Origin of the sequence: Myxococcus vastator, assembly GCF_010894475.1 — a bacterium.
In the GTDB taxonomy this organism is placed as follows: Bacteria; Myxococcota; Myxococcia; order Myxococcales; family Myxococcaceae; genus Myxococcus; species Myxococcus vastator.
Genome location: NZ_JAAIYB010000019.1, coordinates 1 through 23256, shown reverse-complemented (window position 1 = coordinate 23256; position 23256 = coordinate 1). Strand labels below are relative to the sequence as shown.

The 23256-nt window shown below is 70.9% G+C and carries 19 protein-coding genes; 9 read left to right on the top strand and 10 right to left on the bottom strand.

Translation table 11 applies throughout. The features are described from left to right. Positions 1 to 19: 19 nt before the first annotated feature. Positions 20 to 1084, bottom strand: coding sequence for a 4-hydroxyphenylpyruvate dioxygenase (gene hppD / locus G4D87_RS03280; RefSeq protein ID WP_163778613.1), 1065 nt, complete (start codon positions 1082 to 1084; stop codon positions 20 to 22). A 498-nt stretch (positions 1085 to 1582) separates the two neighbouring features. Here hppD and G4D87_RS03275 point away from each other — a divergent pair, with 498 nt between their 5' ends. The 3 genes from G4D87_RS03275 to G4D87_RS03265 all read left to right on the top strand — a co-directional run bounded on the left by G4D87_RS03275 (position 1583) and on the right by G4D87_RS03265 (position 6145). Further along, positions 1583 to 4477: an ATP-binding protein gene (locus G4D87_RS03275; protein WP_240357977.1), complete on the top strand. Its 2895-nt coding sequence runs from the start codon at positions 1583 to 1585 to the stop codon at positions 4475 to 4477. A 119-nt stretch (positions 4478 to 4596) separates the two neighbouring features. Next, positions 4597 to 5277, top strand: a complete 681-nt coding sequence (locus G4D87_RS03270) for a hypothetical protein (RefSeq protein WP_163778611.1) — start codon at positions 4597 to 4599, stop codon at positions 5275 to 5277. Positions 5278 to 5383: 106 nt separating this feature from the next. Next, positions 5384 to 6145: a hypothetical protein gene (locus tag G4D87_RS03265; RefSeq protein WP_163778606.1), complete on the top strand. Its 762-nt coding sequence runs from the start codon at positions 5384 to 5386 to the stop codon at positions 6143 to 6145. A gap of 27 nt (positions 6146 to 6172) precedes the next feature. Here the strand turns inward: G4D87_RS03265 and G4D87_RS03260 are convergent, their stop codons facing one another. Continuing rightward, complete coding sequence (locus G4D87_RS03260) at positions 6173 to 6919, bottom strand: pyridoxal-phosphate dependent enzyme (RefSeq protein ID WP_240357976.1); 747 nt, start codon at positions 6917 to 6919, stop codon at positions 6173 to 6175. A gap of 186 nt (positions 6920 to 7105) precedes the next feature. Between G4D87_RS03260 and G4D87_RS03255 the strand changes: the two genes are divergently transcribed. The 3 genes from G4D87_RS03255 to G4D87_RS03245 all read left to right on the top strand — a co-directional run bounded on the left by G4D87_RS03255 (position 7106) and on the right by G4D87_RS03245 (position 10573). After that, positions 7106 to 8935, top strand: a complete 1830-nt coding sequence (locus G4D87_RS03255; RefSeq protein WP_163778601.1) for a sensor histidine kinase — start codon at positions 7106 to 7108, stop codon at positions 8933 to 8935. Beyond that, positions 8932 to 9648, top strand: coding sequence for a response regulator transcription factor (locus tag G4D87_RS03250; protein ID WP_163778599.1), 717 nt, complete (start codon positions 8932 to 8934; stop codon positions 9646 to 9648). The genes G4D87_RS03255 and G4D87_RS03250 overlap by 4 nt, the downstream gene beginning before the upstream one ends. A gap of 166 nt (positions 9649 to 9814) precedes the next feature. After that, positions 9815 to 10573 carry an energy transducer TonB gene (locus G4D87_RS03245; RefSeq protein ID WP_163778596.1) on the top strand — a complete coding sequence of 253 codons (759 nt, stop codon included), beginning with the start codon at positions 9815 to 9817 and terminating at the stop codon, positions 10571 to 10573. A gap of 6 nt (positions 10574 to 10579) precedes the next feature. Here the strand turns inward: G4D87_RS03245 and G4D87_RS03240 are convergent, their stop codons facing one another. Further along, entirely contained in the window at positions 10580 to 11698 is a 1119-nt protein-coding gene (locus G4D87_RS03240; protein ID WP_240357975.1) for a tetratricopeptide repeat protein, read from the bottom strand. A gap of 261 nt (positions 11699 to 11959) precedes the next feature. On the opposite strand from G4D87_RS03240, the gene G4D87_RS03235 reads away from it, so the two are divergent. Further along, positions 11960 to 13447: a phytoene desaturase family protein gene (locus G4D87_RS03235; RefSeq protein ID WP_163778590.1), complete on the top strand. Its 1488-nt coding sequence runs from the start codon at positions 11960 to 11962 to the stop codon at positions 13445 to 13447. A gap of 12 nt (positions 13448 to 13459) precedes the next feature. Here the strand turns inward: G4D87_RS03235 and G4D87_RS03230 are convergent, their stop codons facing one another. The 7 genes from G4D87_RS03230 to G4D87_RS03200 form a co-directional block, all read right to left on the bottom strand. Then, positions 13460 to 14614 carry a hypothetical protein gene (locus G4D87_RS03230; protein WP_163778586.1) on the bottom strand — a complete coding sequence of 385 codons (1155 nt, stop codon included), beginning with the start codon at positions 14612 to 14614 and terminating at the stop codon, positions 13460 to 13462. Further along, positions 14611 to 16176, bottom strand: coding sequence for a hybrid sensor histidine kinase/response regulator (locus tag G4D87_RS03225; RefSeq protein WP_163778583.1), 1566 nt, complete (start codon positions 16174 to 16176; stop codon positions 14611 to 14613). The genes G4D87_RS03230 and G4D87_RS03225 overlap by 4 nt, the downstream gene beginning before the upstream one ends. 88 nt (positions 16177 to 16264) lie before the next feature. Beyond that, complete coding sequence (locus G4D87_RS03220; RefSeq protein WP_163778662.1) at positions 16265 to 17170, bottom strand: TIGR02757 family protein; 906 nt, start codon at positions 17168 to 17170, stop codon at positions 16265 to 16267. Between the two features lie 139 nt (positions 17171 to 17309). After that, positions 17310 to 17666: a GatB/YqeY domain-containing protein gene (locus tag G4D87_RS03215; RefSeq protein WP_163778580.1), complete on the bottom strand. Its 357-nt coding sequence runs from the start codon at positions 17664 to 17666 to the stop codon at positions 17310 to 17312. 107 nt (positions 17667 to 17773) lie between these two features. Beyond that, positions 17774 to 19816 (bottom strand): M20/M25/M40 family metallo-hydrolase, encoded by a 2043-nt coding sequence (locus G4D87_RS03210; RefSeq protein ID WP_163778576.1) that lies wholly within the window; start codon positions 19814 to 19816, stop codon positions 17774 to 17776. A gap of 165 nt (positions 19817 to 19981) precedes the next feature. Continuing rightward, on the bottom strand, positions 19982 to 20449 hold the full coding sequence (locus G4D87_RS03205; protein ID WP_163778659.1) for a MogA/MoaB family molybdenum cofactor biosynthesis protein: 468 nt from the start codon (positions 20447 to 20449) through the stop codon (positions 19982 to 19984). Between the two features lie 173 nt (positions 20450 to 20622). Next, entirely contained in the window at positions 20623 to 20940 is a 318-nt protein-coding gene (locus tag G4D87_RS03200) for a Rieske (2Fe-2S) protein (protein ID WP_163778573.1), read from the bottom strand. Between the two features lie 78 nt (positions 20941 to 21018). On the opposite strand from G4D87_RS03200, the gene polX reads away from it, so the two are divergent. Together polX and G4D87_RS03190 are read left to right on the top strand one after the other, a co-directional pair. Then, positions 21019 to 22764: a DNA polymerase/3'-5' exonuclease PolX gene (gene polX, locus G4D87_RS03195; protein ID WP_163778656.1), complete on the top strand. Its 1746-nt coding sequence runs from the start codon at positions 21019 to 21021 to the stop codon at positions 22762 to 22764. A 19-nt stretch (positions 22765 to 22783) separates the two neighbouring features. Next, a partial coding sequence (locus G4D87_RS03190; protein ID WP_163778570.1) for an MXAN_2756 family trypsin-like serine endoprotease occupies positions 22784 to 23256 on the top strand: 473 nt, incomplete at its 3' end.

Genomic DNA, 23256 nt, shown 5'->3' with positions numbered 1-23256 from the left:
CGCAAGCGCAGCGCGCGGCCTAGTCGACCTTGATGACGCCGCGGCGAATCTGGTCCAGCTCGATGGACTCGAAGAGCGCCTGGAAGTTGCCGTTCCCGAAGCCCTCGTTGCCCTTGCGCTGGATGATTTCGAAGAAGATGGGCCCGAAGAGATTCTCGGTGAAGATCTGGAGCAGCAGACCCTCTTCCTCGCTGCCGTCGATGAGGATGCGATTCTTCCGCATCCGCGCCAGGTCCTCGCCGTGGTTGGGGACGCGCTTGTCGACCAGGTCGTAGTAGGTGTCCAGCGTGTCCTGCAGCGCCACGCCGCGCGCGCGCAGCCGCTCCACGGTGCCGTAGATGTCCGGCGTGGTGAGCGCCAGGTGCTGGATGCCCTCGCCCTTGTACTGGCGGATGAACTCCTCGATCTGCGACTTGTCGTCCTGGCTCTCGTTGAGCGGAATCCGGATGGCCTGGTCCGGGGCGATCATCGCCTGGCTGAACAGGCCCGTGGCCTGGCCCTTGATGTCGAAGTACTTCTGCTCGGTGAAGCCGAAGATGCGGTTGTAGAAGGATGACCAGGTGCGCATCTGCCCGCGGCGCACGTTGTGCGTCAGGTGGTCCAGCGTCTCCAGGCCCACGCTGTTCTTCGCCTCGGCCTCCTCGGCGCCGGGGAGCACCTGCCAGGTGTCATAGAGCGACCCCTTCGCCCCGTGGCGGTCCACCAGATACAGCAGGCTGCCACCGATGCCCTCGATGACATAGGAGCCCTCGCCCAGCGAGCCCCGCTCCGGGTCCGCCGCCTTGGCGCCGCGCTCCAGGGCCATCTCGTAGGCGGTGCGCGCGTTCGCCACGCGGAAGGCCATGCCGCTGGCGGACGGGCCGTGCTCCGCGCGGAACTCAGCGGCCTGCCCGGTCGGCTCGCGGTTGACGAGCAGGTTGATGCCACCTTGCTTGTAGCGGACCAGCTCCTTGGACGGGTGCTTGGAGTACGCGGTGAACCCCAGCCGCTCGAAGAGGCGCTCCATCACCTCGGGCTGGGGGCTGGTGAACTCCACGAATTCGAAGCCGTTCAGCCCAAGAGGGTTCTCTGCCGTATCCGCCATGACGCCGCCTCCGTGCGTTGCTGGGGCGCGGGCCTTCACGGCCCACGCGAGTCTCCGAAACGCCCCGGACTCGAGAGCGCCTCCACCAGCGAAAGTAGGAATGGCCCCCTTGCATAAAAAGTACAAAGTCCAGTCAGAGACTGTCAGGGGTTTGCACAACACCTTGCGTCGTGAATCCACCATCAACTTGCCCTGGGGACGGATGGCGCTCGGGCGGCGGAGGGCTGTTCACGGCATGACGCTGGACGTGGTTCAAGCGCCTGCTCCCCCGCTTCGTCGCGATTCGGCCGGACGCACGGGGATAGGACGCGGCAGTCTGCGTCGTTAGATAACGCATCCGCCCCGCACCTCACCGACCGCGTGAAACAACTCACCTCCCAGACTGAACTCCCTGGCCCTGGTGGCGAACTGGGGGAGCTGCTGCGCTCGCATGATTGGAGCCGCACCCCACTTGGCCCCTACGCGTCGTGGCCTCGCCCGCTGAAGTCGTTCGTCGCCATGATCCTGGAGATGCCGGCCCCCGCCATCATCTTCTGGGGGGACGAGCTCATCCAGGTCTACAACGACGGCTACGCGGTCATCATGGGCCCGCGCCACCCCCGCTACCTGGGCGCCACCTACCGCGAGTGCTGGCCCGACACCTATCCCGTCATCTCGCCCTGGATGCGCAAGCTCCTGGAGACGGGCGAAGTGACGCAGGTGGCGAAGACCTACTTCATGCTCACCCGCTACGGGTTCAATGAAGAGGCCTACTTCACCTTCGACTTCAGCCCCCTGCGGGACGACGCGGGCGCCATCGCGGGCATCCTCCAGGTCGTCTTCGAGGTCACCGACGTCGTGCTCAGCGAGCGCCGGCTGGCCACGATTCGCGCGCGGGCGCCCCGGGTGACCGGGCCTTCCGAGAGCGCCACCACGGATGCCATCCGGGCCCTGGCGGACAACCCCAAGGACATCCCCTTCGCGCTCATCTACCACTGGGACGAGGGCGAGCAGCGGCTGGGGCTGACGGCGTCCACGGGGCTCGAAGGGCTGGCGCAGCACGCCGTCATGGACCTGGGACGAATCACGGAGGCCACGAAGCAGGCCGTGGCGGCGAACGTCCCGGTCCTCCTGGAGTCGGTGCCGTCCATCCTGGGCGCCCGCCAGTTCGGCCCCTGGCCCGAGCCGACGGAGAAGGCGCTGGTGCTGCCCCTGCGCCGCACCCACACGGACAGCCTGCGGGGCGTGCTCGTCCTGGGCATCAGCCCCCGGCTGCGCTTCGACGACACCTATCGCCAGTTCTTCGAGGACGTGGCGCGCGAGGTGGTCACCCACCTGGCCGTGGAGCAGGAGAAGCGCGCCGAGCGCGAGGCTTTCGCGCACGCCCAGCAGGCCCGGGCCCAGGCCGAAGCGGAGGTGGTCCGGCGGGCCCAGGCGGAGACCGCGCTCAGGGCCAGCGAGGAGCGCCTGCGGATGGCGCTGGCCGCCGGCCAGTTGGGCGTCGTGGAATTGCAGTACGAGCGCGGCGTGCTGACGTGGGACGAGCGGGCCCTTCAGCACCTGGGCCTTCCCCCTGGCGCGTCCCCGACGCTGGCGGAGGCCGGGGCCCGACTCCATCCCGACGACGTGGACCGCGCACGGCGCACGATTGAACAGGCGCTGCATCCGGGCGCGGGGGCGGTTCGCCTGGAGTGCCGCGTGAAGGGCTGGGATGGCGTGCAGCGCTTCCTGCTGGCCATGGTGAAGACGCACTTCGACGCCCAGGGGCGGCCTGACCGCGTCGTCGGCGCCCTGCAGGACGTGACGGAGCAACGGAGCTCCGAACAGGAGCGCGAGCGGCTGGCCACCATCGTCGAGCAGTCCCCCGACTTCATCGGCGTGGGAGACCCGTCCGGCAAGGCGGTTTGGGTGAACGACGCGGGGCGGCGCCTGCTGGGCCTGAAGCCCGATGAAGACATCACCCGGTACCTCCTGCGGGACTTCTTCCTGGCCGAGGACCAGCCCTACGTGGACCAGCACATCGCGCCCGCCGTCCTCAAGGGCGGCCGGTGGGAGGGGGAGTTCCGCTTCCGGTACTTCCCGACGGGCGAGCCCATCGCGGCGCAGTACCACACCTTCGCCCTGGTGGAGCACGACACCCAGCGGCAGATGGGCATCGCCACCGTCAGCCGCGACATCCGCGCGCAGAAGCGGCTGGAGGCGGAGCGGGAGCGGCTGCTCGCCCGGGAGCGCGTGGCGCGCGAGGAGGCGGAGGAGGCCAACCGGCTCAAGGACGAGTTCCTCGCCACCGTCTCCCACGAGCTGCGCACGCCGCTCACGGCGGTGCTCGGCTGGGTGCAGATGCTGAGGACCGGCACGCTGCCGCCGGAGAAGCGGGAGCGGGCGCTGGCCACCGTGGAGCGCAATGCCCGCGCCCAGGGGCAGCTCGTCGAGGACCTGCTCGACGTGAGCCGCATCATGACGGGCAAGCTGAAGCTGGAGGTGTCGTCCGTCGACGTGAGCCAGGTCGTGGAGGCCGCGCTCGAGTCCCTGCGGCCCGCCGCCGACGCGAAGGGCATCCGCATCCAGGCCGCGCTCGACTCGAGCGGCACCATCATGGGCGACGTGAGCCGCCTGCAGCAGGTGGTGTGGAACCTCTTGTCCAACGCGGTGAAGTTCACCCCCAAGGGAGGCCGCATCCAGGTGCTGGTGGAGCGGCGGAACTCCTCGGTGGAAATCTCGGTGGCCGACACGGGCCAGGGCATCTCCCCGCGGTTCCTGCCGCACGTGTTCGAGCGCTTCCGTCAGGCCGACGGCAGCACCACGCGCAAGGCCGGGGGGCTCGGGCTGGGGCTGGCCATCGTCCGGCACCTGGTGGAGCTGCACGGCGGCACCGTGATGGCCACCAGCGAGGGCGAGGGCCGGGGGGCCACCTTCATCGTCAGCCTGCCGCAGGCCGTGGCGCTGCGGCGGGAGGTGCGGGTGCCGCCCACCCTCCGCGGCCCGTTGCAGGAGCAGGACATCCCCTGCCCGCCCCAGCTCGCGACCCTGCGGGTGCTCGTGGTGGACGACGAGGAGGACACGCGCGAGCTGCTCCGCAGCATCATCGAGACGTGTGGCGGCATCGTCACCACGGCCAGCTCGTCGGAGGACGCGCTGGCCGAGCTCCACAAGGCGTCCTTCGACGTGCTCGTCTCCGACGTCGGCATGCCCGAGGAGGACGGGTACCGCTTCATCGCCCGCGTCCGGGCCCTGCCCGCGGCGCAGGGCGGGGGCATCCCCGCGGTGGCCCTCACGGCCTACACCCGCATGGAGGACCGGACGCGCGCGCTGCTCGCGGGCTTCACCACCCATGTGCCCAAGCCCATTGAGCCGGTGGAGCTGATGGCCGTCATCGCCTCCATGGCCACCCGAGGCCCGCCACGACGGGCCTGACCTGGCCTACCTCACGAGTCTTCTTTTCCGGGGCGGCCAGCGGGGCTGGCCGCCCCGGAAATGTCAGACCCTTTCGGTAGTCTGCCTTCATTCCCGAAGCCGGAAAGGAAGGCCGAACCATGACCGTCACCCGTGAGAGTCCGCGCGTCTCCGTCAACAAGCTGGGCCAGTACCTCACCGCGACGCCGTCGCTGCGAAAGCGCATCATCCAGGGCCAGAAGCACCCGGTGGACCCGCGGCACCTGCGCTACCCCGCCGCCGCCCAGGCCATCATCGAGTTCCTGTGCGGAGGCCGGGACGAGGTCATCCTCCGCTACCACCAGCGGCGGCTCCTCAATGCCCAGCCGGAATCCGACTACGACGCGCACCGGCTGGCCCTGTGCGCGGAGGCGCTCCAGCGGTGCCTGGTGTCCGCGGGGGGGCTGAGCACCCAGGCGATTGCCAGTCCCGTGGACGCGGACCTGCCGCCGCTGGCGCTGGCGGGCGTGGACATCAGCGTGCGCCCGGACGTGCTGCTGCGCAGCGTGGATGCCCAGGGGCTGATGCGCTCCGGGCTGCTGAAGCTCTACTTCTCCAAGCACACGCCGCTGGACGAGCGCTCCGGGCAGTACATCGCCACGGTACTCCAGCGGTACGCCGAGGAGCGGCTGGAGCAGCGCGGCCCGGTGGACCCGCAGCTGGTGGGCGTGTTCGACGTCTTCGCGGGCCGGCTCTTCCAGGCGCCCAAGGCCCAGCAGCGCCGGATGAACGACGTCCGACTGGCGTGTGAGGAAATCGCCGCCCGGTGGGACGTCCACTGACGCGGTGGGGGCCTGTTCCCAGGGACTGGGGAGCGAGCAGGCGGGCGGACAGGGCTGGACAGCACCTGATATGGAATAAGCCGTCCCAGCCTCCGTCGGAGTAGACGTGAACAAGCTCGCCAGCATTGCCGCCCTCATCCTTGCCGCCACGGCGCTCGTGGTGGCCCTCTGGAGTCCACGTGAGACGGTGCAGGCTCCGGCCCCGTCCCCTCCGCCGGAGCTGCCCACCAGCGTCGCCGCGGACGTCATCAGCCTGGAGCGCCGGCTGAAGGCCCTGGAGGACACGTCCATCAGCCTGTCCCGACGGCTGATGGAGGTGGAGCGGCGCCCCACGCTGACGGCGGATGGGAAGGTGGTGGCCTCGCCGCCCGCGGCGCTCGCGGCGGAGGTGGAGCAGCTGCGCGCCGAGGTGCACGGCATGGTCGCCGGCGAAGCGCTGAACTCCGCGGGCGGCCGCGACTACCTCAAGGACGCGGTGCGCAACGTCCAGGACGAGATGCGCAACGAGCAGCGCGCCCAGCGCCAGCAGCAGTGGCAGCAGGCGCAAATCCAGCAGCAGGCGCAGCAGCAGGAGCGCGTGCGCAAGTTCATCACCGACGCGCGGCTGAACTACACCCAGGAGCAGACGCTGACGCGCCGGATGGAGGCCGAGGCCACCAAGCGCCAGGCGCTCATGGATGAGGTCCGCGCCGGCACGAAGTCCATGCGCGACATGCGCCAGGCGCTGCGCACGGAGAGCCAGCAGACCGACCAGGAGATGAACGCCCTCCTCGACGAGGCCCAGCGCGCCCAGTACCAGACGCTGCGCCGCGGTGACCGCCGCGTGGGAGGCCCCCCGGGCGGTCAGCGCGGAGGCCAGGGCCGCTGAAGCGCCGCGCCGTGACGGCGGCCCCCGTCATTCGAACGGGGGCCTCGCGTTGTGGGAGATGACGAGCACCTCCTCCGGACGCCGCTCCGAGCGCGCCCAGGCCAGCAGCGCGGCGAGCGAGTCCACCGCCTTCGCATCCGCCGTCTCCAGCGGCACATCCTCGCGGTAGGGGTAGAAGAGGTCCTTGGAGCCCAGGCTCTGCTCGGCCCAGCGCCGCCAGCCGGGCATCGTCCTGCCGGGCGCGGGTTGCAGGCCCACCACCTCGTAGCCCGCGGCGGAGAAGGGCCGGTACAGCCCCGCGACGGTGGCGCCCGTGCCGAAGCCACACACCACGCAGCGCACGGCGGGATACACGTCCCGGACGACGTCGAGCAGCCGCGTGGTCCACGACTCCACGCTCTCCACCAGCGAGCCATTGGCGAGCTGCCGGGGCCAGAACCAGCCCTGGCGCTCGTAGTCCAGCGCCAGCTCCCAGGCCTGGGTGAAGCCGTGCACGGTGCGCACCTCCCCACCGAAGCCGTTGGCGCGCAGGTACGCGGTGCCCAGGGTGTCCGTGAGGGCCACCACCGGCAGCCCGCGCTCGCGGCCCAGCGCGTCCAGCGCCAGCGCCGACGACGCCCCCGACAGCTCCACCAGTCCCTTCGTCTCCGCGGGCGCGGACTCGAGGTGATGAGAGAAGGTCAGGTACTTCAGACTGCCCGCCGGAAGCGCTCCACCCCAGAGCACCACCGGCCCCCCCGGCCAGGGCCGTGACAAGGGAAACACGACGCGCATGCGTGAACCTCCGTCCCCAACCTCCCCGGTGGGGACGTCCCACGCCAGCCGCGCGGCGCGGGCGCTGTCCGGACGTGGACCCGAAGTCGGCCCGCTCACCTGCCCAGGACACTCGCCCCCGCCAGGAGGCTGACGTGAAAAGCCTCTGCGGGAAGGCGGCTGTGCGATAGTCAGCGGCGGCTCCACATGCTGCGCCGGCTCCTTCCTACGCTCGTCGCCCTGGGTTGTGGCCTCCTGGCCCTTGGCTGGGGGCTGGTCAGCCTCCAGCGCATCTTCAGCCAGGAGCGTGATGACGCCCACGCGCAGCTTCGCTCGCGCCGGGACGCGCTGGCCCACGCGGCCGAAGAGGCCCTGCGGCAGAGCCTGGCGAAGCGGCTCGACGAGAGCATCCCCACCCTCCACGCCGCCGTGGGCGACCCGCTCGAGCCCGGCGAGGGCTACTACATCAACTTCCGCGGCTACCAGTTCCTGCCACGCCTCACCATCCCCATGCCGGGCACCGGGACGCCCGCGAAGGACGTGCACGCCCTGCTGCGCGCGCGGCTGAAGGACGGCGCTCCCTCCCGGGAATGGGAGCCGCGCCTCACGCGGCTGCGCGCGGTGGAGGCGGCGCTGGCGGCCCAGGACGCGCGGGGCGCGGCGACCCGCGTGGAGGAGCTGCTGCGCTACCACGCGGCGAACCGGCTGACTCCCGAGCAGGAGCTGCCCTTCCTGCTGCTGGTGGTGGAGCGGCTCCAGCGCGGCGCCGCCACCACGCCGCTGGTGCGGGCCCTGCTGCGCGAGGGACTCCCGGAGGACCTGGGCGGCTTCGCCCGGGCGTCGGGGCTGCAGCGGGACGTGCTGCGCGAGCGCTCACGCTTCACGCAGGCGGACTTCGACTTCCTCCATGCGCGCATCGTCCGGGTGAGCGCCGCGCTGGGCGAGCCCACGGGCGACTTCCTGGCCCGGGCGGGCGAAGCGGGCGCGGGCATGCTCGTGATTCCCGAGGCGCTCGAGGAGCCCACGCTCCTGGGCGAGTCCTGGTACGTGGCGCTGCGCGGCGAGGCGGTGTACGGCGTCGCGGTGGACCTGGAGGCGATGCTCCAGCCCATCACCCAGGACCTGCAGGCGCGCGGCCTCTTCGACGCGACGGGCCGCCTGCGGCTGCGCGCGGGCGGCGCCGTCCTCCCTCTGAGCACGCTGAAGCTGGCGGTGGACATGCCTCAGTGGGCGCGGCAGGAGGCGGACATCGACGCGCGCCACGGCCTGAAGACGCTGCTGGTGGCCGTGTGCGGCGGGCTCGCGGTGGCCATCGTCGCGCTCGCGGTGGTGGCCCAGCAGCGCAAGTATCGCTTCCTGGAGCTCAAGAGCGACTTCGTGGCCACCGTCTCCCACGAGCTGCGCACGCCCCTGGCCTCCATCCGCCTGCTGGGCGAGACGCTGGAGCGGAAGCTGGCGCAGGCGCCGGAGGTGCGTGACTACCCGTCGCGCATCGTCCAGGCCGCGGATGGGCTGCACTTCCTGGTGGAGAACATCCTGTCGTTCAACCGCATCGACAAGGGCCGCTGGACGCTGCGGACCTCGCGCGTGCGGCTGGAGGAGCTCATCCACCCGTTGCGCGACGACCTGGCCAGCGCCACCCACGTCCCCGTCCACATCACCTCCGATTTGGAAGGCGTGGAGCTGGAAGCGGACCCGGGCCTGCTGCGGATGCTGCTCTCCAACCTGGGCCGCAACGCGTGCGCCTACAACCGCAGGAGCCCCGTCGAGATCTCCATCCGCGCGCGAATGATTCCCGGCTACGGCTGCACGGTGCTCTTCCAGGACAACGGCATCGGCATCCCCGAGTCCGAGTGGGAGAACGCCTTCCTGGACTTCTACCGGCTGACGGTGCCCGGGACGGAGGTCCATGGCAGCGGGCTGGGCCTTGCCCTGTGCCGCAAAATCATGAAGCTGCACCGGGGTGACATCCAGGTGGCCTCCTCGGGGCCCGACGGAACCACCTTCGCGCTGATATTCAACGAGCCCGCTCGATGAACACCGCCACCTCCTCCCCTCCCTCGCGTCCCTCCATCCTCATCGTCGAGGACGATGCCCACCTGCGCGTCGGCCTCCGGGACAACCTGCAGGACGAAGGCTACCTCGTCGCCGAGGCCCCCAGCACCCGCGACGCGGAGCGGCTGCTGGTGGAGCGGGCGTTCGACCTGCTCATCCTGGACGTCATGCTGCCCGGCGAGGACGGCTACAGCTTCTGCCGCCGGCTGCGGGCGCAGGGCAACAAGAGCATGGTGCTGATGCTCACCGCGCGCTCGCTGGAGGACGACATCCTCAAGGGCTTCGAGGTGGGCGCGCAGGACTACCTCACCAAGCCCTACCGGCTGCGGGAGCTGCTGGCCCGGGTGCGCGCCCTGGTGCGCCGCTCCGGCACGGCGCCGCCGGAGCAACTGGGCTTCAGCGGCTTCACCCTGGACCTGGGCCGGCGGCAGGTGTCGCGCGCGGACGGATCGGGGGTGGAGCTGACGCGCACGGAGTTCGACCTGCTGGCCTTCCTGCTGCGGCACCAGGACCGGGCCCTGCCCCGAGGCGAAATCCTGGACGCCGTCTGGGGCCGCGACGTGGTGGTGGACCCACGCACGGTGGACAACTTCGTCTCCAGCCTGAAGAAGAAGCTGGGGTGGACGAGCACCTCCGGCTTCTCCATCCACACCATCCGGGGCGTGGGCTACCGCATGGAGGTCGCTTCGTCATGACACAACCATGACGAAGCGGTGGCCGACCCACCGCCATTCGAAGATGCCGACTCCGTAGGTTGACTCTTGCGTGGACAGGGCGCTCCGCAACCACCCGTCCCCGTCGGTGCCGTCCGTCTCGCACGGCCGCCACCGGGAGCGCCTGACGCCGAGGGAGGCATCCGGAATGTTCAAGTCGGTCATCGAACGGCAGCGGGCTGGACGTCTTGGCACAGGGGTGTGGGTGTCCATCGCCCTGCACGCGGCCCTGTTCGGGGCGGTGCTCTTCATCTCCGCGAGGCCGCCGGGGCCGAGCGAGCCTCCGGCGCCGAAGGAGCTGGTGCTCCGCGTGGCGCAGCCCCCGCGCGTGGCGAAGGGCTCCCCCGCCCCCGCGCAGCCGAAGGCAGCCGTCGCGCCGCGCCCGCGCCCGCGCAACCGGGACCGCGTGCCCGCGCGGGTGCCGCCGCCGGTGGTGGACGCGCCGCCCAAGCCGGTGGAGGCGGTGGCGAGCACCGACACCAGCACCGCGACGGACGAGCTGGCGAACCCGGGGGAAGGCGTGCCGGGTGGACACCCGGAGGGCTACGAAGACAGCGACGTGATTGGCGTCCCGTACGTGCCCGGCTTGAGCCCCGGACAGGAGAGCACGGGCACCGACGTCATGCCCTTCGGAAAGGGCATGTCGCCGCCCCGGCTGATGGGAAGCCCGGGCATCGAATACACGCACCAGGCGCTCGCCGCCCGCGTGGAGGGCACCATGGTCGCCAAGTGCGTCATCACGGTGCGCGGCGACGTGACGGACTGCCGCATCATCAAGGGCCTGCCGCACATGAATGAGTCCGTGCTCGAGGCGCTCCACGCCCGCCGCTACACCCCGGTGCAGTACCAGGGCCGGACGGTGAGCGTGTCCTACGTGTTCACCCTGCGGCTCAAGCTGCCCCGGTAGGGCGGCTCAGCCCCCGTGGCCGCCCGCCGGCACCAGGACGTGCGTCAGGACGTACTTCTTGAGGCGCTGGCGGAGCGCATCCTCCAGGGTGAGCGCGATTTGAGGGTGGACGCGCGCGCCCACCTCGAACAACACCGCCTCCAGCAGCAGCCCCTCCTGGGCGATGGCGAAGAGGCGGTCCAGCGTGGGGTCCGAGGCGTCCGTCTTGCCCTCCGCCTTGTGGCTCTCATGGACCGCCAGCGCCGAGGCCAGGCACTCCATCTCCTCCACGGAGGTGAACTGCTCCTCGGTGGAGCCCGTCATCCGCGCCCGGTGTGACGGCTCGCCCAGCCACAGGGCCTTGCAGTTGGCGAACGCCAGCCAGGACGGGTCGTGGTTGGGGTCGAACTGGATGGAGACGCCCTCCGCGTCGCGCTCGGCGAACCCGCGCGGAACAATGGTGTCACCGCGGATGACCAGGCCCAGGTGCGCGTTGGTGCGGAAGAACTGGCGGATGACGGGGTAGCGCGGGCTCAGCGACAGACACTGCGCCCAGGCCTCCAGCGCCTCCTCGAAGCGCCCCAGCTTCGCCAGGGCATTGCCCTGGAAGAACCAGGCCCGGTGGTCATAGGGGTTGAGGGTGGTGGCGCGGCTGTAGTGCGCGAGCGCGGTGGCCGCGTCTCCGGCGAAGTAGTCCGCGTCACCCCGGAAGACCCACGCCACGTAGCATTCGGGGCACAGCTCGGTGGCCTGGGCGTACAGCTTCGCGGCCTCGGCGTAGCGCTTCGCCTGGAAGTGGGGCTCGGCCTCATCGAGCAGGGCCTTCAGCCCGGCGGGGGTGGGCCACTCGCGAATGGTGCGGCGGCCGTCCTCCACCACCACCTGGGGGACGTCAATCAGGGCCACGCGCTGAGGCCAGAGCTGGTCGCCCCACCCGCCCGGAGGTGAGTCCTTTCCGTCGACCCGGTAGGCGACCGTGGAGTCCTCCAGCACCTTCACGATTTCGGAGGGCGAGAGGTACCGCGGCGTCTCGTCCTCCGCCTGGGACGTCTCGACGGCATCGGGGGGCGCTGCTGGGACGGGCTTCGGCGTGGACGCGCAACCCAGGACGAAGGAACAGCCGAGGACGATGAGGAATGGACGCACGCGCGAGGGCCCCTTCGAAGGATGCGAGGACAACGGCCACCAGTCTACGCCCGGGAGTTCCTCCATCCGGAGCCTCGAAACACATCGGCACAGCCCGAGCCCCCTCGCCTGGGAGATGTCCACCGCCAGGCAAGCATTCCGGAAGTGACCTGAAAGGGCTCGCGGGGCCGGCGCGCCTTCGTTAGAGCCGTGGTTCCGGGCGGCGAGGGCACGGTCTTCCCGGCCGTCCTCCAAGCCGCCCCGGGTTTCGGGGCAGGGACGATGCCGAGCACCTGGTACGACGCGGTGGTGGTGGGCGCGGGGTTTGGCGGACTGGCCACCGCGCTGGAGCTGACGCGGCGAGGCGCTCGCGTGGCGCTGTGCGAGTCGCTGAACTACCCCGGCGGCTGCGCCAGCACCTTCCAGCGGGGCGGCCATGCCTTCGAAGCAGGGGCCACGCTCTTCTCGGGCTTCGAGCCGCACCAGCTCTTCGGCCGGTGGATTCGGGAGCTCGCCCTGCCCGTCACGGTGGAGTGGCTGGACCCCGTGGTGGAGCTGCGGACCTCCACCTCGCGGCTCGCCGTGCACCGGGACCGCGAGCGCTTCATCGAAACCCTGTGCGCCCTGCCCCATGCCCCCGCGCCCGCGGTGCGGCGCCTCTTCGCGCTCCAGGCCCAGGTGGCCGGCGCCCTGTGGCCCCTCTTCGATGACCCGACGCTGCTGCCCCCGTTGGACGTGCGCGCCCTGCTGCGCCACGCGGGCCGGGCGCTCCAGTATCCCCTGCTGCTGCGGTGGCTGGGACGCCCCCTGGGCGCGGTGCTGGAGCACCTGGGGCTGACGGCGTTCGCGCCGCTGCGCACGTACCTGGACGCGCTCTGCCAGATTACCGTCCAGTGCAGCGCCGCCGAGGCGGAGGCCCCCTTCGCCCTGGCCGCCATGGACTACTACTGGCGCGGCACGGGCCACGTCCGGGGCGGCATCGGTCAGCTCGCGCGGGCCCTGGCGGGCGCGGTGGAGGCCCAGGGAGGCACCGTCCTGCTGGCCAACCGGGTGAAGGCCGTGACGCCGGTCGCCGGAGGATGGAGCGTGAGCGCGCGCCGAGGCGAGCTGCGGACACGGCACGTGGTGGCCAACGTGCTGCCGCGAAGCCTGAGCCGGCTGCTGGGCGTCCCCCTGGAGACGATGCCCCGCCTGGACAGCCTGTCCCGGCGCGTCGAGTCCGGCTGGGGCGCGGTGATGCGATACCTGGTGGTGCGCGCGCCCGATGGCGCGGATGGCCAGGCCCATCACCTGGAGTTGGTGGAGGACCCGGCCGCGCCGTTCATCGAAGGCAACCACCTGTTCATGTCCATCAGCGGTGAGGCCGATACAGGCCGGGCGCCATCGGGCCACCGCACCGTGACGGTGTCCACCCATGTGCCACTGACGACGCTCTCCGGGCTCCCCGCGGACGCGCAGCGCGGCTACTTGGAGGGCATCCAGGCGCGGATGGACCAGGGGCTGCGACGGCTCGCGCCGGAGTGGCTGGAGGGCCAGACGCACGCGATGACGGCCTCCCCCCGCACGTACCAGCGCTTCACGCAGCGCGACTCGGGCGCGGTGGGCGGCGTGCCCCGGCGCGCGGGCCTGGAGAACTACCGGCACCTGGGCCCCTTCCACGTCCGGGAGGGACTGTGGCTGGTGGGGGACTCGGTGTTCCCAGGCCAGAGCACCCTGGCCACCGCGGTGGGCGGCGTGCGCACCGCCGCGAGCATCGCCTCGCGAAGCTGAGGCGGGCCCCGCTCAGGCGTCGAGCAGGTCCGCCCAGAAGCGCACCAGCCGCCACACGTCCACCAGCGCCCGCGGCCCATCCATCTCCGCATGGGTGATGAGCGGCGTGGCCAGCGCGTGGACCTCGGTGTGGGGGCTCAGGGCCGCGGCCAGCCGGCGGGACTCCATGGCGGGAATCACCGTGTCCCCCGCGCCGTGCAGCAGGAAGACGGGCGCGGTGGGCGGCGGCGAGCGCTCCGGTGACAGCGCCGGGTCCGCGGCGAAGGTCTTCACGAAGGGCAGCAAGCGCGGGCCCAGCGCCGCCACGTCGCGCGTATTTACATGGCCCATCAACGTGGCCGCGGGCTCCGGCAGCTCCGCCTGGAGCTCGCGCGCCTGGGCGAACGTCTGCGCCGCGAGGCGGCCATCCACCATGGCCTGATGCGAGGCGCGCAGGAAGGTCCGGATGCCCGCGCGCAGGGGCTCCACCTGCTCGGCCGGCACCAGCTCCTCCGCCACGTTGAGCAGGATGATGACCACGCCATAGTCATGCGGGGCCAGGTGACTTCCATCCGGCAGCTCGCCCGAGCACAGGAAGGTGAGCACGCGCGGCAAGTCCCCATGCCCGCCGAAGGAGAGCGTGGCCGCCACCCTGTCTTTCAAGGCGGGCCGCCCCGCCGCCACCACCGACAGGCCGCCGGAGAAGCTGATGCCGAACAGGTTCACCTTGCCGTCGGGCGCCAGGTCCGCTTGCGACGCGGCCCACACGGCGGCGTCCTCGATGATGTCCGGCAGGCGCGGCGTGATTTCGTAGCGCAGCAGGTCCGGCGGCTCCGGGGTGAGCACCGCCTGGCCGCCCATGGCCAGGTCCTCCGCCAGCGTCACCAGCCGAGGCTCGTCGATGCCATCCGCGTGGACGCCCGAGGTCAGCACCACCGTGCGCCCACGCTGCGTCACCGGCCGGTACAGCCGGGCACGCACCGGGCCGTGACGCGTGGGCACCCGCACGTCACTCACATCGAAGGGCACGGTGCGCCAGTCCGCGAGCGCCGTCTCCACGCGGCCCTGCATGCCCGCCGCGCGCACCACCAGCGACAGGCCCCGCAGCCACCCCGGCACCACGAGCAAGCCCGCGGCCAGCAGCGCCACCAGCGCCGCCGCCAGACTCCGCCGCAGCCCCCGGCTCATTGGAAGAGGTGCTCCACGAAGGTGCACAGGCGCTCGCGCTCGAAGGGCTTCTCCAGCAGCCCGCGCGTGCGGCGGCCCACGAACTCACGCGCCTGCGCGGTGAAGGCGCCCCCCGTCATCAGCCCGGTGCGCAGCGCGAGGTCTGGCGCCAGCCGCTCCAGCTCCACCACGAAGTCCAGCCCGCTCATGCCCGGCATCATCACGTCGCACAGGATGGCATCGAACCGCTCCCCCATGGAGAGCAAGCGCAGGGCCTCGCGCGCGTCCTGGACGACGTGAATCTCATACACGTCACGCACCAGCCGGCTCACCGAGTTGCCCACGGAGGGCTCGTCATCGATGAGCAGCAGCCGCCGGCGGATGCGAACGGCCGCTGGCTCCGGAAGCGGCGCTGGCTCCACGCCCTCCGTCTGGCCCGCGGCCTGCGTGGGCAGGACGATGCGGAAGGTGCTGCCCCAGCCGGGCGCGCTGGAGACCTCGATGCGTCCCCCCATGGCCTGCACCAGCGTGAGGCTGATGGACAGCCCCAGCCCCGTGCCCTCTCCGACGGGACGGGTGGAGAAGAACGGGTCGAAGATGCGGCGTTGCACGTCCGGCGCCATGCCGTGCCCGTTGTCGGAGACCTCCAGCTCCACGTGCCGGCTGCTGCTGGCGCGCAGGGACACGCGCAGCCGGTTCTCCTCGGGCGCACGGTCCGGCAGCGCCTGGAGCGCGTTCAACAGCAGGTTCACGACAATCTGGGTGAGGCGCGCTTCGTTGCCATGAACGGGCAGCACCGGCTCCAACGTGCACGTCAGCCGGGCGACCAACCCCAGCTGGTTGCGGAGCAGCCGCAGCGCGCCGTCCACCACGTGCACCATGTCCACCGGGCCGTGCAGCTCTTCATCCGCGCGGGAGAAGGTGCGCAGGTCGCGGACAATCGCGCTGACGCGGCCAGCGCCTTCCTGGGCCTCCGCCACCACCTCACGCAGCTCCATGAGCTGGTCGTGAGACAGCTCCGGCTGGGAGAGCAGCTCGCGCAGGTACGAGAGGTTGGAGCTGACGTAGGACAGGGGGTTGTTGATTTCGTGCGCGACGCCCGCGGCGAGCGTGCCAATCGACGCCATCCGGTCCGCCAGCACCCACTGCGACTCCAGCCGCGCGCGGTCCGTGACCTCGTGGAGGCTCGGCGTGGGCGTGGCGTCCCCCTCCGACAGCGCCCACAGGCGCCGGCGCAGGCTCGCGAGCCGCACGCCCCAGTGTGTCCCGGGCGCGGGCAGACACTCATCCGCGCCGGCTTCGGCCAGCGCGTCGGCTTCCACGGGCGCGCGGTTCGTGAGCACGACCAGGTGCGTGCGGGGCACCCCGCGCAGGGCATTCAACCGCTGACAGCTCGTGCACAGCTCCGACAAGAGGCCGCCGTCGTCCCACAGGACGATGAGTCCTTCGGAGATGACCGCGGGCAACGTCCCCGCCAGGGGCACACGCAAAATCTGGCAGTTCCGTCCCGTGTCGGACTCGAGAATCCCTCGCTCGACCTCCTCCGACACCTCGGGAGGTAATGCCACCAGCGTCACAAACACGGCGTCAATCCTCCGGCCCCATGAGCCCCGGGTTCCGCGCGCGGGAGCCGGAGCCACGCACCCATTGCAGCGCCCGCGCGCTCCACGGTCAACGTCGTCGCGTCGCCGACAGTTCTCTGCCCTTCCGAGCGGTGGTTCCCGGGACCCGGCGGGTCGCCGTCGCCACCACCTGTGGCCCCACGGCGCATGCCTGCAGCAGCGGGCAGCGGCCGCAATTCTCCGCCACGGGTTGGGCGGGGCAGGCCCCACTCATGCCGTAGTGACACAGGGCGAAGTCGTAACGGACGGGGTCGGCCGGGTCCAACACGCGCAACGCGGCTGTCACCTCCTCCGCCGTGCGCCACGTCAAATCATTGCGGCGGGTCAATCCCAGGTGCCGCGAGATGCGACCCAGGTGGGTGTCCAAGGGAATCAGGAGCGCGGAAGGTGGCACGCGCTTCCAGATGCCGAAGTCCACGGTGTCCGGCCCTCGCACCATCCACCGGAGGTAGAGGTTGAGCCGCTTGGCCGCCCCCCCGCCCAGCGGCGAGGGCAGCAGGTGATTCAGCCCGCGCTCCGGCCCCAGGGCCTTTCGCAAGGCGTCCATGGGAATGGCGCGCAGGCCCGTCGTGAAGTGGTCCAACGCGCCGTGCAGGGTGTCCCGCTTCTGGAGTCCCTGGAGGAACAGCGCCTCCAGGCTGCCCAGCTCGCGCAGCACGCGGCCCATGCCCAGCAGGAGCACCGCCACGTCCGTGCCCACGTTGAAGCGGTACACGAAGCCTTCCAGCAGCGCCCGCGCCCCCGCCACGTCGAGCGCCGCGGCGAAGGCGGCGGGAGACGGCCCCATGCGGCGCAGCAGCGCGTCCACCTTGGGACGGAACAGGTCCGCGCGGCCGTATGCCAACCCGGCCGCCAGCAGCGCGCTGACCTCGATGTCTCGCGCGTCCTGGTAGCGATGCGGGAACTCCACCGGATCGAACGCGATGCGGGCCCGCGCGTCGGTGGACGTCAGCACGGCCTCCAGCCGGGGCCGGAGGTGCTCGGCGGCTCGCGGGGAGAGCCCGGTGGCCACGGCGGTGCGGCTCCTCGAGCGCGGTGTCACGACAGGGGCTCCCACATGGTGCAGGAACGGCGGGCCGTCGCCCTGTCTTCCCTCAAAGCGCCAGCAGCACGTCCAGCTGTGCCTTCACGGCGGTCGCCTCGTCATGCTTCCCGAGCTTCTCGTAGAGGGCCACCGCGTCCCGCCGCTCTTGTCGCTCGCGGTCGACGACGGCCTGCACGGCCTCCGGCGTCAGCGCCAGCCGGGGCACCTCACCACTCCCCAGTCCACCCGCGCTTCCGGCGAACCCGCCACCCACGGCGGTGGGCGCCACGCGCAGGTCCGGTGCTTCCGCGTTGTCGATGGCCGCGAGCGTCTCGCGCAGCACCGCCGCCGCCTGGGTGCTCCGCGCGCGCATGGCATCCTTCAATGCGGCGCGCAGAGCCGCCTTCCACTCATCCACGGTTCGCATGCGCGCACCCTATCGACGCGCGTGGGGCGACTCAAGGTGCGCGCTCCGTCAGAGGTCTCCAGGCCCAGGCAAGCGACGCGGCCTGGAGACCCGACGCACCGGGAGCGTTACCGCAGCAACGCCGACGGCTGCACGGCGAAGATGAGGTCGTCGTGGTCGTTGTAGTTGCCCTCCATGCAAGGCGTCGTGCTTCCGCGATTGCGGAAGACCGCTCGCACGGCCTGGGCGGCGCTGCCCTCCGGCAGCGTGTAGGTGGCGGACAACGTGTGGAGGCCCTTGGACGGAACGGGCAGCGTGGTGACGTGCTGCCAGACGGGGTTGTTGGCGTCGGCCGCGAAGAACAGGTCCAGCTTGTCGTTGAGCTTGTTGTAGGCAAAGACGGTTGCCTCGACGCGCACCAACTTGCCCGGCGCGAACTCCATCCCGTCCAGCGTGGACACCACGATGCGCTCGTTCGACTGGTCCACCAGGTGCGTGCCCGACAAGCCGTCCCTGCAGGAGTTCTTGATGGTGTTCGGCGCGTTCACCTCGGGCCCGACGAAGCCGCCGCGCCCGTTGAGCAGCGTGCCGGAATCACACGCGTTGGAGGCCGAGGCACACCGCGGCGCCCTCAGGATGGGGTCGAAGCCAGCCGCGCTGGTCGCGTTGCTCACCGTCACGGTCACCGCGCCGCTGGTCGCCGCGACGCCCACGAGGTCAACCGCCCGCGCCGTCACGGCGTGGCTGCCGTTGGACACCGCGGCCGTGTCCCAGTTGAACGAATACGGCGCCGTGGTGTCGGTCGCCTTCAGCTCGCCGTCCACGAAGAACTCCACGCGGTTCACGCCGGAATCGTCCGTGGCGGACGCCGTGACGGTCGTCACGCCAGACACCGTGCTGCCGGCGGCGGGCGAGGTGATGGCGACCTCCGGCGGCGTCTCGTCAATGACCACCCCACCCTTGGCCAGCTCCGCCACGTACGCGGCGGCCAGCTTCGCGAACTTGAGCGCGTGGCGGGCATCGCCACCGCTGTTGTGGAGCGTGTCATTGACGGTGTGGATGTACGGGTTGGACGCGCTCAGCGGCGCCTCGAAGGGCATCGAGGCCGCGAAGCCCGCGCTCGTCCATGACGCATGGTCCGAGCACGCGTAGCCACACATCGTCGTGGTCCATTCGAGCTCGGGCTGATACGTGTCGATGAGGTTGGTGACGAACGTGTTCTGCGCCGCGTTCGTCCGGTCGCTCACCAGGGCCACGTCGATGTTCGACCGCAGGTTGTAGTTCGTCATGTCGAGCTGGAGCACGCCCACCACGTCGATGTCATCCGCCGCGTACCGGGTGGCGATCGCCGAAGAGCCCCGCAGGCCCACTTCCTCGGCCGCGTAGGCCATGAACTTCACGGTGCGCTCCGGGCGGTAGTTCTGGAGCATGGCCACGCGAATCACCTCGGTGAGCGTGGCGATGCCCGAGGCATCGTCGTCCGCGCCGGGCGCCGTGCTGCCGTTGCTGGTGGAGTCCAGGTGGCCACCGAGCACGACGACCTCTTCCGACAGGGTGGTGCCGGTAATCGTCAAGATGACGGAGGGCTGCGCCCACGAGGTGTGGTTGAAGAACTCGACGGTGACGTCGGAGCGCGTCGCCGGAACCAGCGACTCCCAGTACCCCTTCAGCCAGTTGGCTGACGTCACGCCCGTCGTCGACGTGTAGTAGCGCGTCGCGTAGCTGGACAGGTGGTCGATGACCCCTCGGATGGCCAGCTCCTGAACCCCCGCTTGCAACGCGTTGACCGTCGCCGCGTTGTCGAGGCTGTACGTGACGGCCGTGGCCTTGGCGGCCTTCGCCGCGACCGACGGGTCCAGCGCGGCGAGCGCGGCCGCTTCGGTGTCGTGATAGATGAAGCCACCACAGCGGTTGAGCTTCTCGTGCATCATCCGCGAGATGAGGTTGAGCTGGGACTCCCGCACGCGCAGCGCGGTGACGTCCTCCTTCTGACCGCTCAATGCGGGCGCCGCATGCCCAGCGCTGGCGAAGGCGGCGTTGACGTGTTCGAGGGCATCGGAGCCGAGGGTGATCCACACCTCGGGGTCGGAAACCGTCGCCGGGGGCGCCTTCGCGAACGCCGAGACACTACAGAGCACCAGGAGGACTGAAGCGAGGCGCTTCATGTTCATACGTTTCTCCACTGCCATGCGGGGACGTGCGGTTGAGATGGCAGGGAGAGAAATCCCCGCCTTCGCCGTCAACTTACACTCCCGGCGAAAACAGGGGACAATGCTCGTGACGAAACACGCCGGCCTCAGCCATTCTCATGGTTTGAGACAAGCGCGGCGTGGACGCTAACGCGACAGCTCACGCACCGCGTGGCCCAACTCGGGGAGGATGAGCGCCTCCAGCGCGAGCCGCACGGCCTTGGGCGAGCCCGGCAGCGCGAAGAGAATCATCCCCTGGCAGGTGCCCGCCGTGGCGCGGGACATCATCGCCGCGCTCCCCACCTGACGGTAGGACAGCATCCGGAAGAGCTCGCCGAACCCTGGCAGCTCCTTCTCGAACAGCGGACGCAGCGTCTCCACCGTGCAGTCGCGCCGGCCAATGCCGGTGCCTCCGGTGAACAGCACGGCCCGGGCCCCCGCCTCGCGCGCGGCGTCCAGTGCGCCGCGAATGGCCTCCGGGTCATCCTTCACCACGACGGTGCCAGCAATGCCGTGGCCCGCGGCCTCCAGGCCCTCGCGCAGGACCCGGCCACTTTCATCGCGCGCCGCGTCGCGGCTGTCCGAGCACGTCACGATGAAGGTGCTGACATGCACCGGGGCTCGCGCCTTGTGCTCCTCCGCCGGGCCGTGGTCGTGGCCGTGCGGGGGGTGGTGATGGTGGTCGTGGTGATGGTGGTCGTGGTGATGATGCGCGTGGTCACCGTGGTCGTGGTCGTGGTCGTGTCCGTCGTGTGCCATGGCAGGTGCTCCGGAGTGCGGGAGGGACTTCAGGGCGTGTCGGGCCAATCGATGACGAGCGCGCCGTCTTCGACCGTGACCTGCACCGTCGGCTGGTCGTCACAGACCCCCGGCGAGGTCGCGTTGTGCCCGGTGTCCATGTCGAAACCGACCTCATGGCACGGGCAGACGACCAGGTTGTCCTCGATGCGACCGCCGGACAGCAGACACCCGGCGTGGTTGCACCAATCGTCCAGGCCCTTGTAGCGCCCGTGGATCTTCGCGATACACACGTTGCGCTTGCCGACCTCGTAGCCCCGCATTTCCCTCTCGGCGAAGTCCGCCGGTCCCAGCTTGATCTTCGTCATCGCGGCCCCTTTTCCCACAACGCGGGACTGGCTGCACTCCCGATGCCCGGGCATTACCTTCTCCCCGTGACTCCCGACGTGACCATCCCCACTGCTGTCGACAAGGCCACCGTCGCCCAGGTCCTCCGTGACATTTCCCTCCTGCTCCAGCTCCAGGGCGAAAGCGGGTTTCGCGTCCGCGCCTATGACATGGCGGCGGACCGCGTCGCCGGGCTTCCCCAGGAGCTGGGCCCGCTGGTCGCGGAAGGCCGGCTGGAGAGCCTCCCAGGCATCGGCGCCGCGCTCGCCGAGAAGATCACCGAGCTGGTGACCACCGGACGGCTCGGCTACCTGGAGGAGCTGCGGGCGCAGTTTCCTTCCGGGCTGCTGGAGCTGACGCAGCTGCCGGACGTGGGGCCGAAGAAGGTGGCCACGCTCTGGCGTGAGCTCCAGGTGAGCAGCATCGAGGCGCTGGAGCGGGCCTGCCGTGAGGGCCGCGTGCGGCAGCTGCGCGGCTTCGGCGCGAAGAGCGAAGCGAAGATGCTGGAGGGCATCGCCGTGTACCGGCGCGCGCGCGGCGAGCGCAAGCTGCTGGGCGAGGTGCTGCCGGTGGCCACGGCGCTGCTGGAGCGGGTGAAGGCCGCGCCAGGTGTGGTGCGCGCCAGCCTGGGCGGCAGCGTGCGCCGGCAGGCGGAGACCGTGGCGGACGTGGACATCATCGCCTCCGCGCCGGAGGCCGGCCCCGTCCTGGATGCCCTGGCGAACGCGCCGGGCGTGGCCGCGGTGCTGGGCAAGGGCGAAAGCAAGTGCTCCGTGCGGCTGGAGGCCGGTGACCTCCAGGTGGACCTGCGCGTGCTGCCCGACGAGGACTTCGCCACCGCGCTGCACCACTTCACCGGCTCGAAGGCGCACCACATCCGCCTGCGCAACCTGGGGCAGGAGCGCGGCCTCAAGATTTCCGAGTGGGGCGTCCACCGCGAGGACGGCACCAAGGTGCCCGTGACGGAGGAGTCCGGGCTCTACGCCCTGCTGGACATGCAGTACGTGCCCCCCGAGCTGCGCGAGGACACCGGTGAGGTGGAGGCCGCGCGCGAAGGCCAGCTCCCCAAGGACCTGCTCACGCTGGAGGACATCCAGGGCGCGGTCCACGCGCACAGCACCTGGTCCGACGGGCGCAACAGCCTGGAGGAGATGGCGCTCGCGGCGCGGGCGCTGGGCCTGCGGTACCTGACCATCACCGAGCACAGCGAGGCGGCCATCTACGCGGGTGGCCTGAAGGTGGATGACCTCAAGCGCCAGTGGGAGGAGATCGACCGCGTCAACGCGGCCGTCCCCGGCGTGCGGCTGCTCAAGGGCATCGAGGTCGACATCATGGAGTCCGGCGCGCTCGACTATGCCGACAGCGTGCTGGAGCAGCTCGAGGTCGTCATCGGCTCCATCCACGTCCGGCACGGCATGGACGAGGACCAGATGACGCGCCGGATGCTGGCCGCGCTGGACAACCCCTGCCTCCAGATTCTGGGGCACCCCACCGGCCGGCTCATCAACAGCCGGGAGCCCTACCCCGTCCGCATGGACGAGCTCCTGGAGCGGGCCGCCGAGCGTGGCGTGGCGGTGGAGGTCAACGGCAAGCCCGCGCGCCTGGACATCAAGGCCGAATATGTCCGGCAGGCCGTGAAGCGGGGTGTCCGCCTGGTGGTGAGCTGCGACGCGCACCAGAAGGAGGACCTGAAGAACCTGGCCTTCGCGGTGGCCACCGCGCGCCGGGGCTGGGCCCGGAAGGGGGACGTGCTCAACACGCTCCCGGCGGACCGCTTCGTCACCGCGCTGCGCGAGCGCCGGTGATAGGCTGCGGCACCCGCCGATGTCCCGCCTGCCGCCGCTGCTCCTCCTCTGTCTCCTCCCCTTCGCCTCCACCGCGGCGGAGGCCGACAAGCCCTCGCGCGCCGACCTCCAGCGGGTGTTGGAGCGGCACGGGCGCTCGGTGGTGCACGTCAAGGGTCCTCGGAACGCGGGGCCCGGCGTCTTCGTGGGGGCGGCGGGTCAGGTCCTCACCTCCGTCACGCCCGTGGGGAGCGGCTTCACCGGACTGAATGCCACCACGGTGGAGCACGACGGAAAGACGCTGCCCGCCCGCGTGGTGATGGCCAGCCAGGACCTCCAGGTGGCGGTGCTCGCCGCCCCGGATGGCACCTACCCGGCGGCGCCCGTGAAGGTGCTTCGGGACGGCGACAGCCTCGACGGCCGCTGGCTGGTGGGCGTCCTCCCCGCCAGGAAGGGCCAGCCCGCGCGCCCCGTGCCGGCGCGAGCCCGGGCAGCCCAGGCCCCCTTCTATGA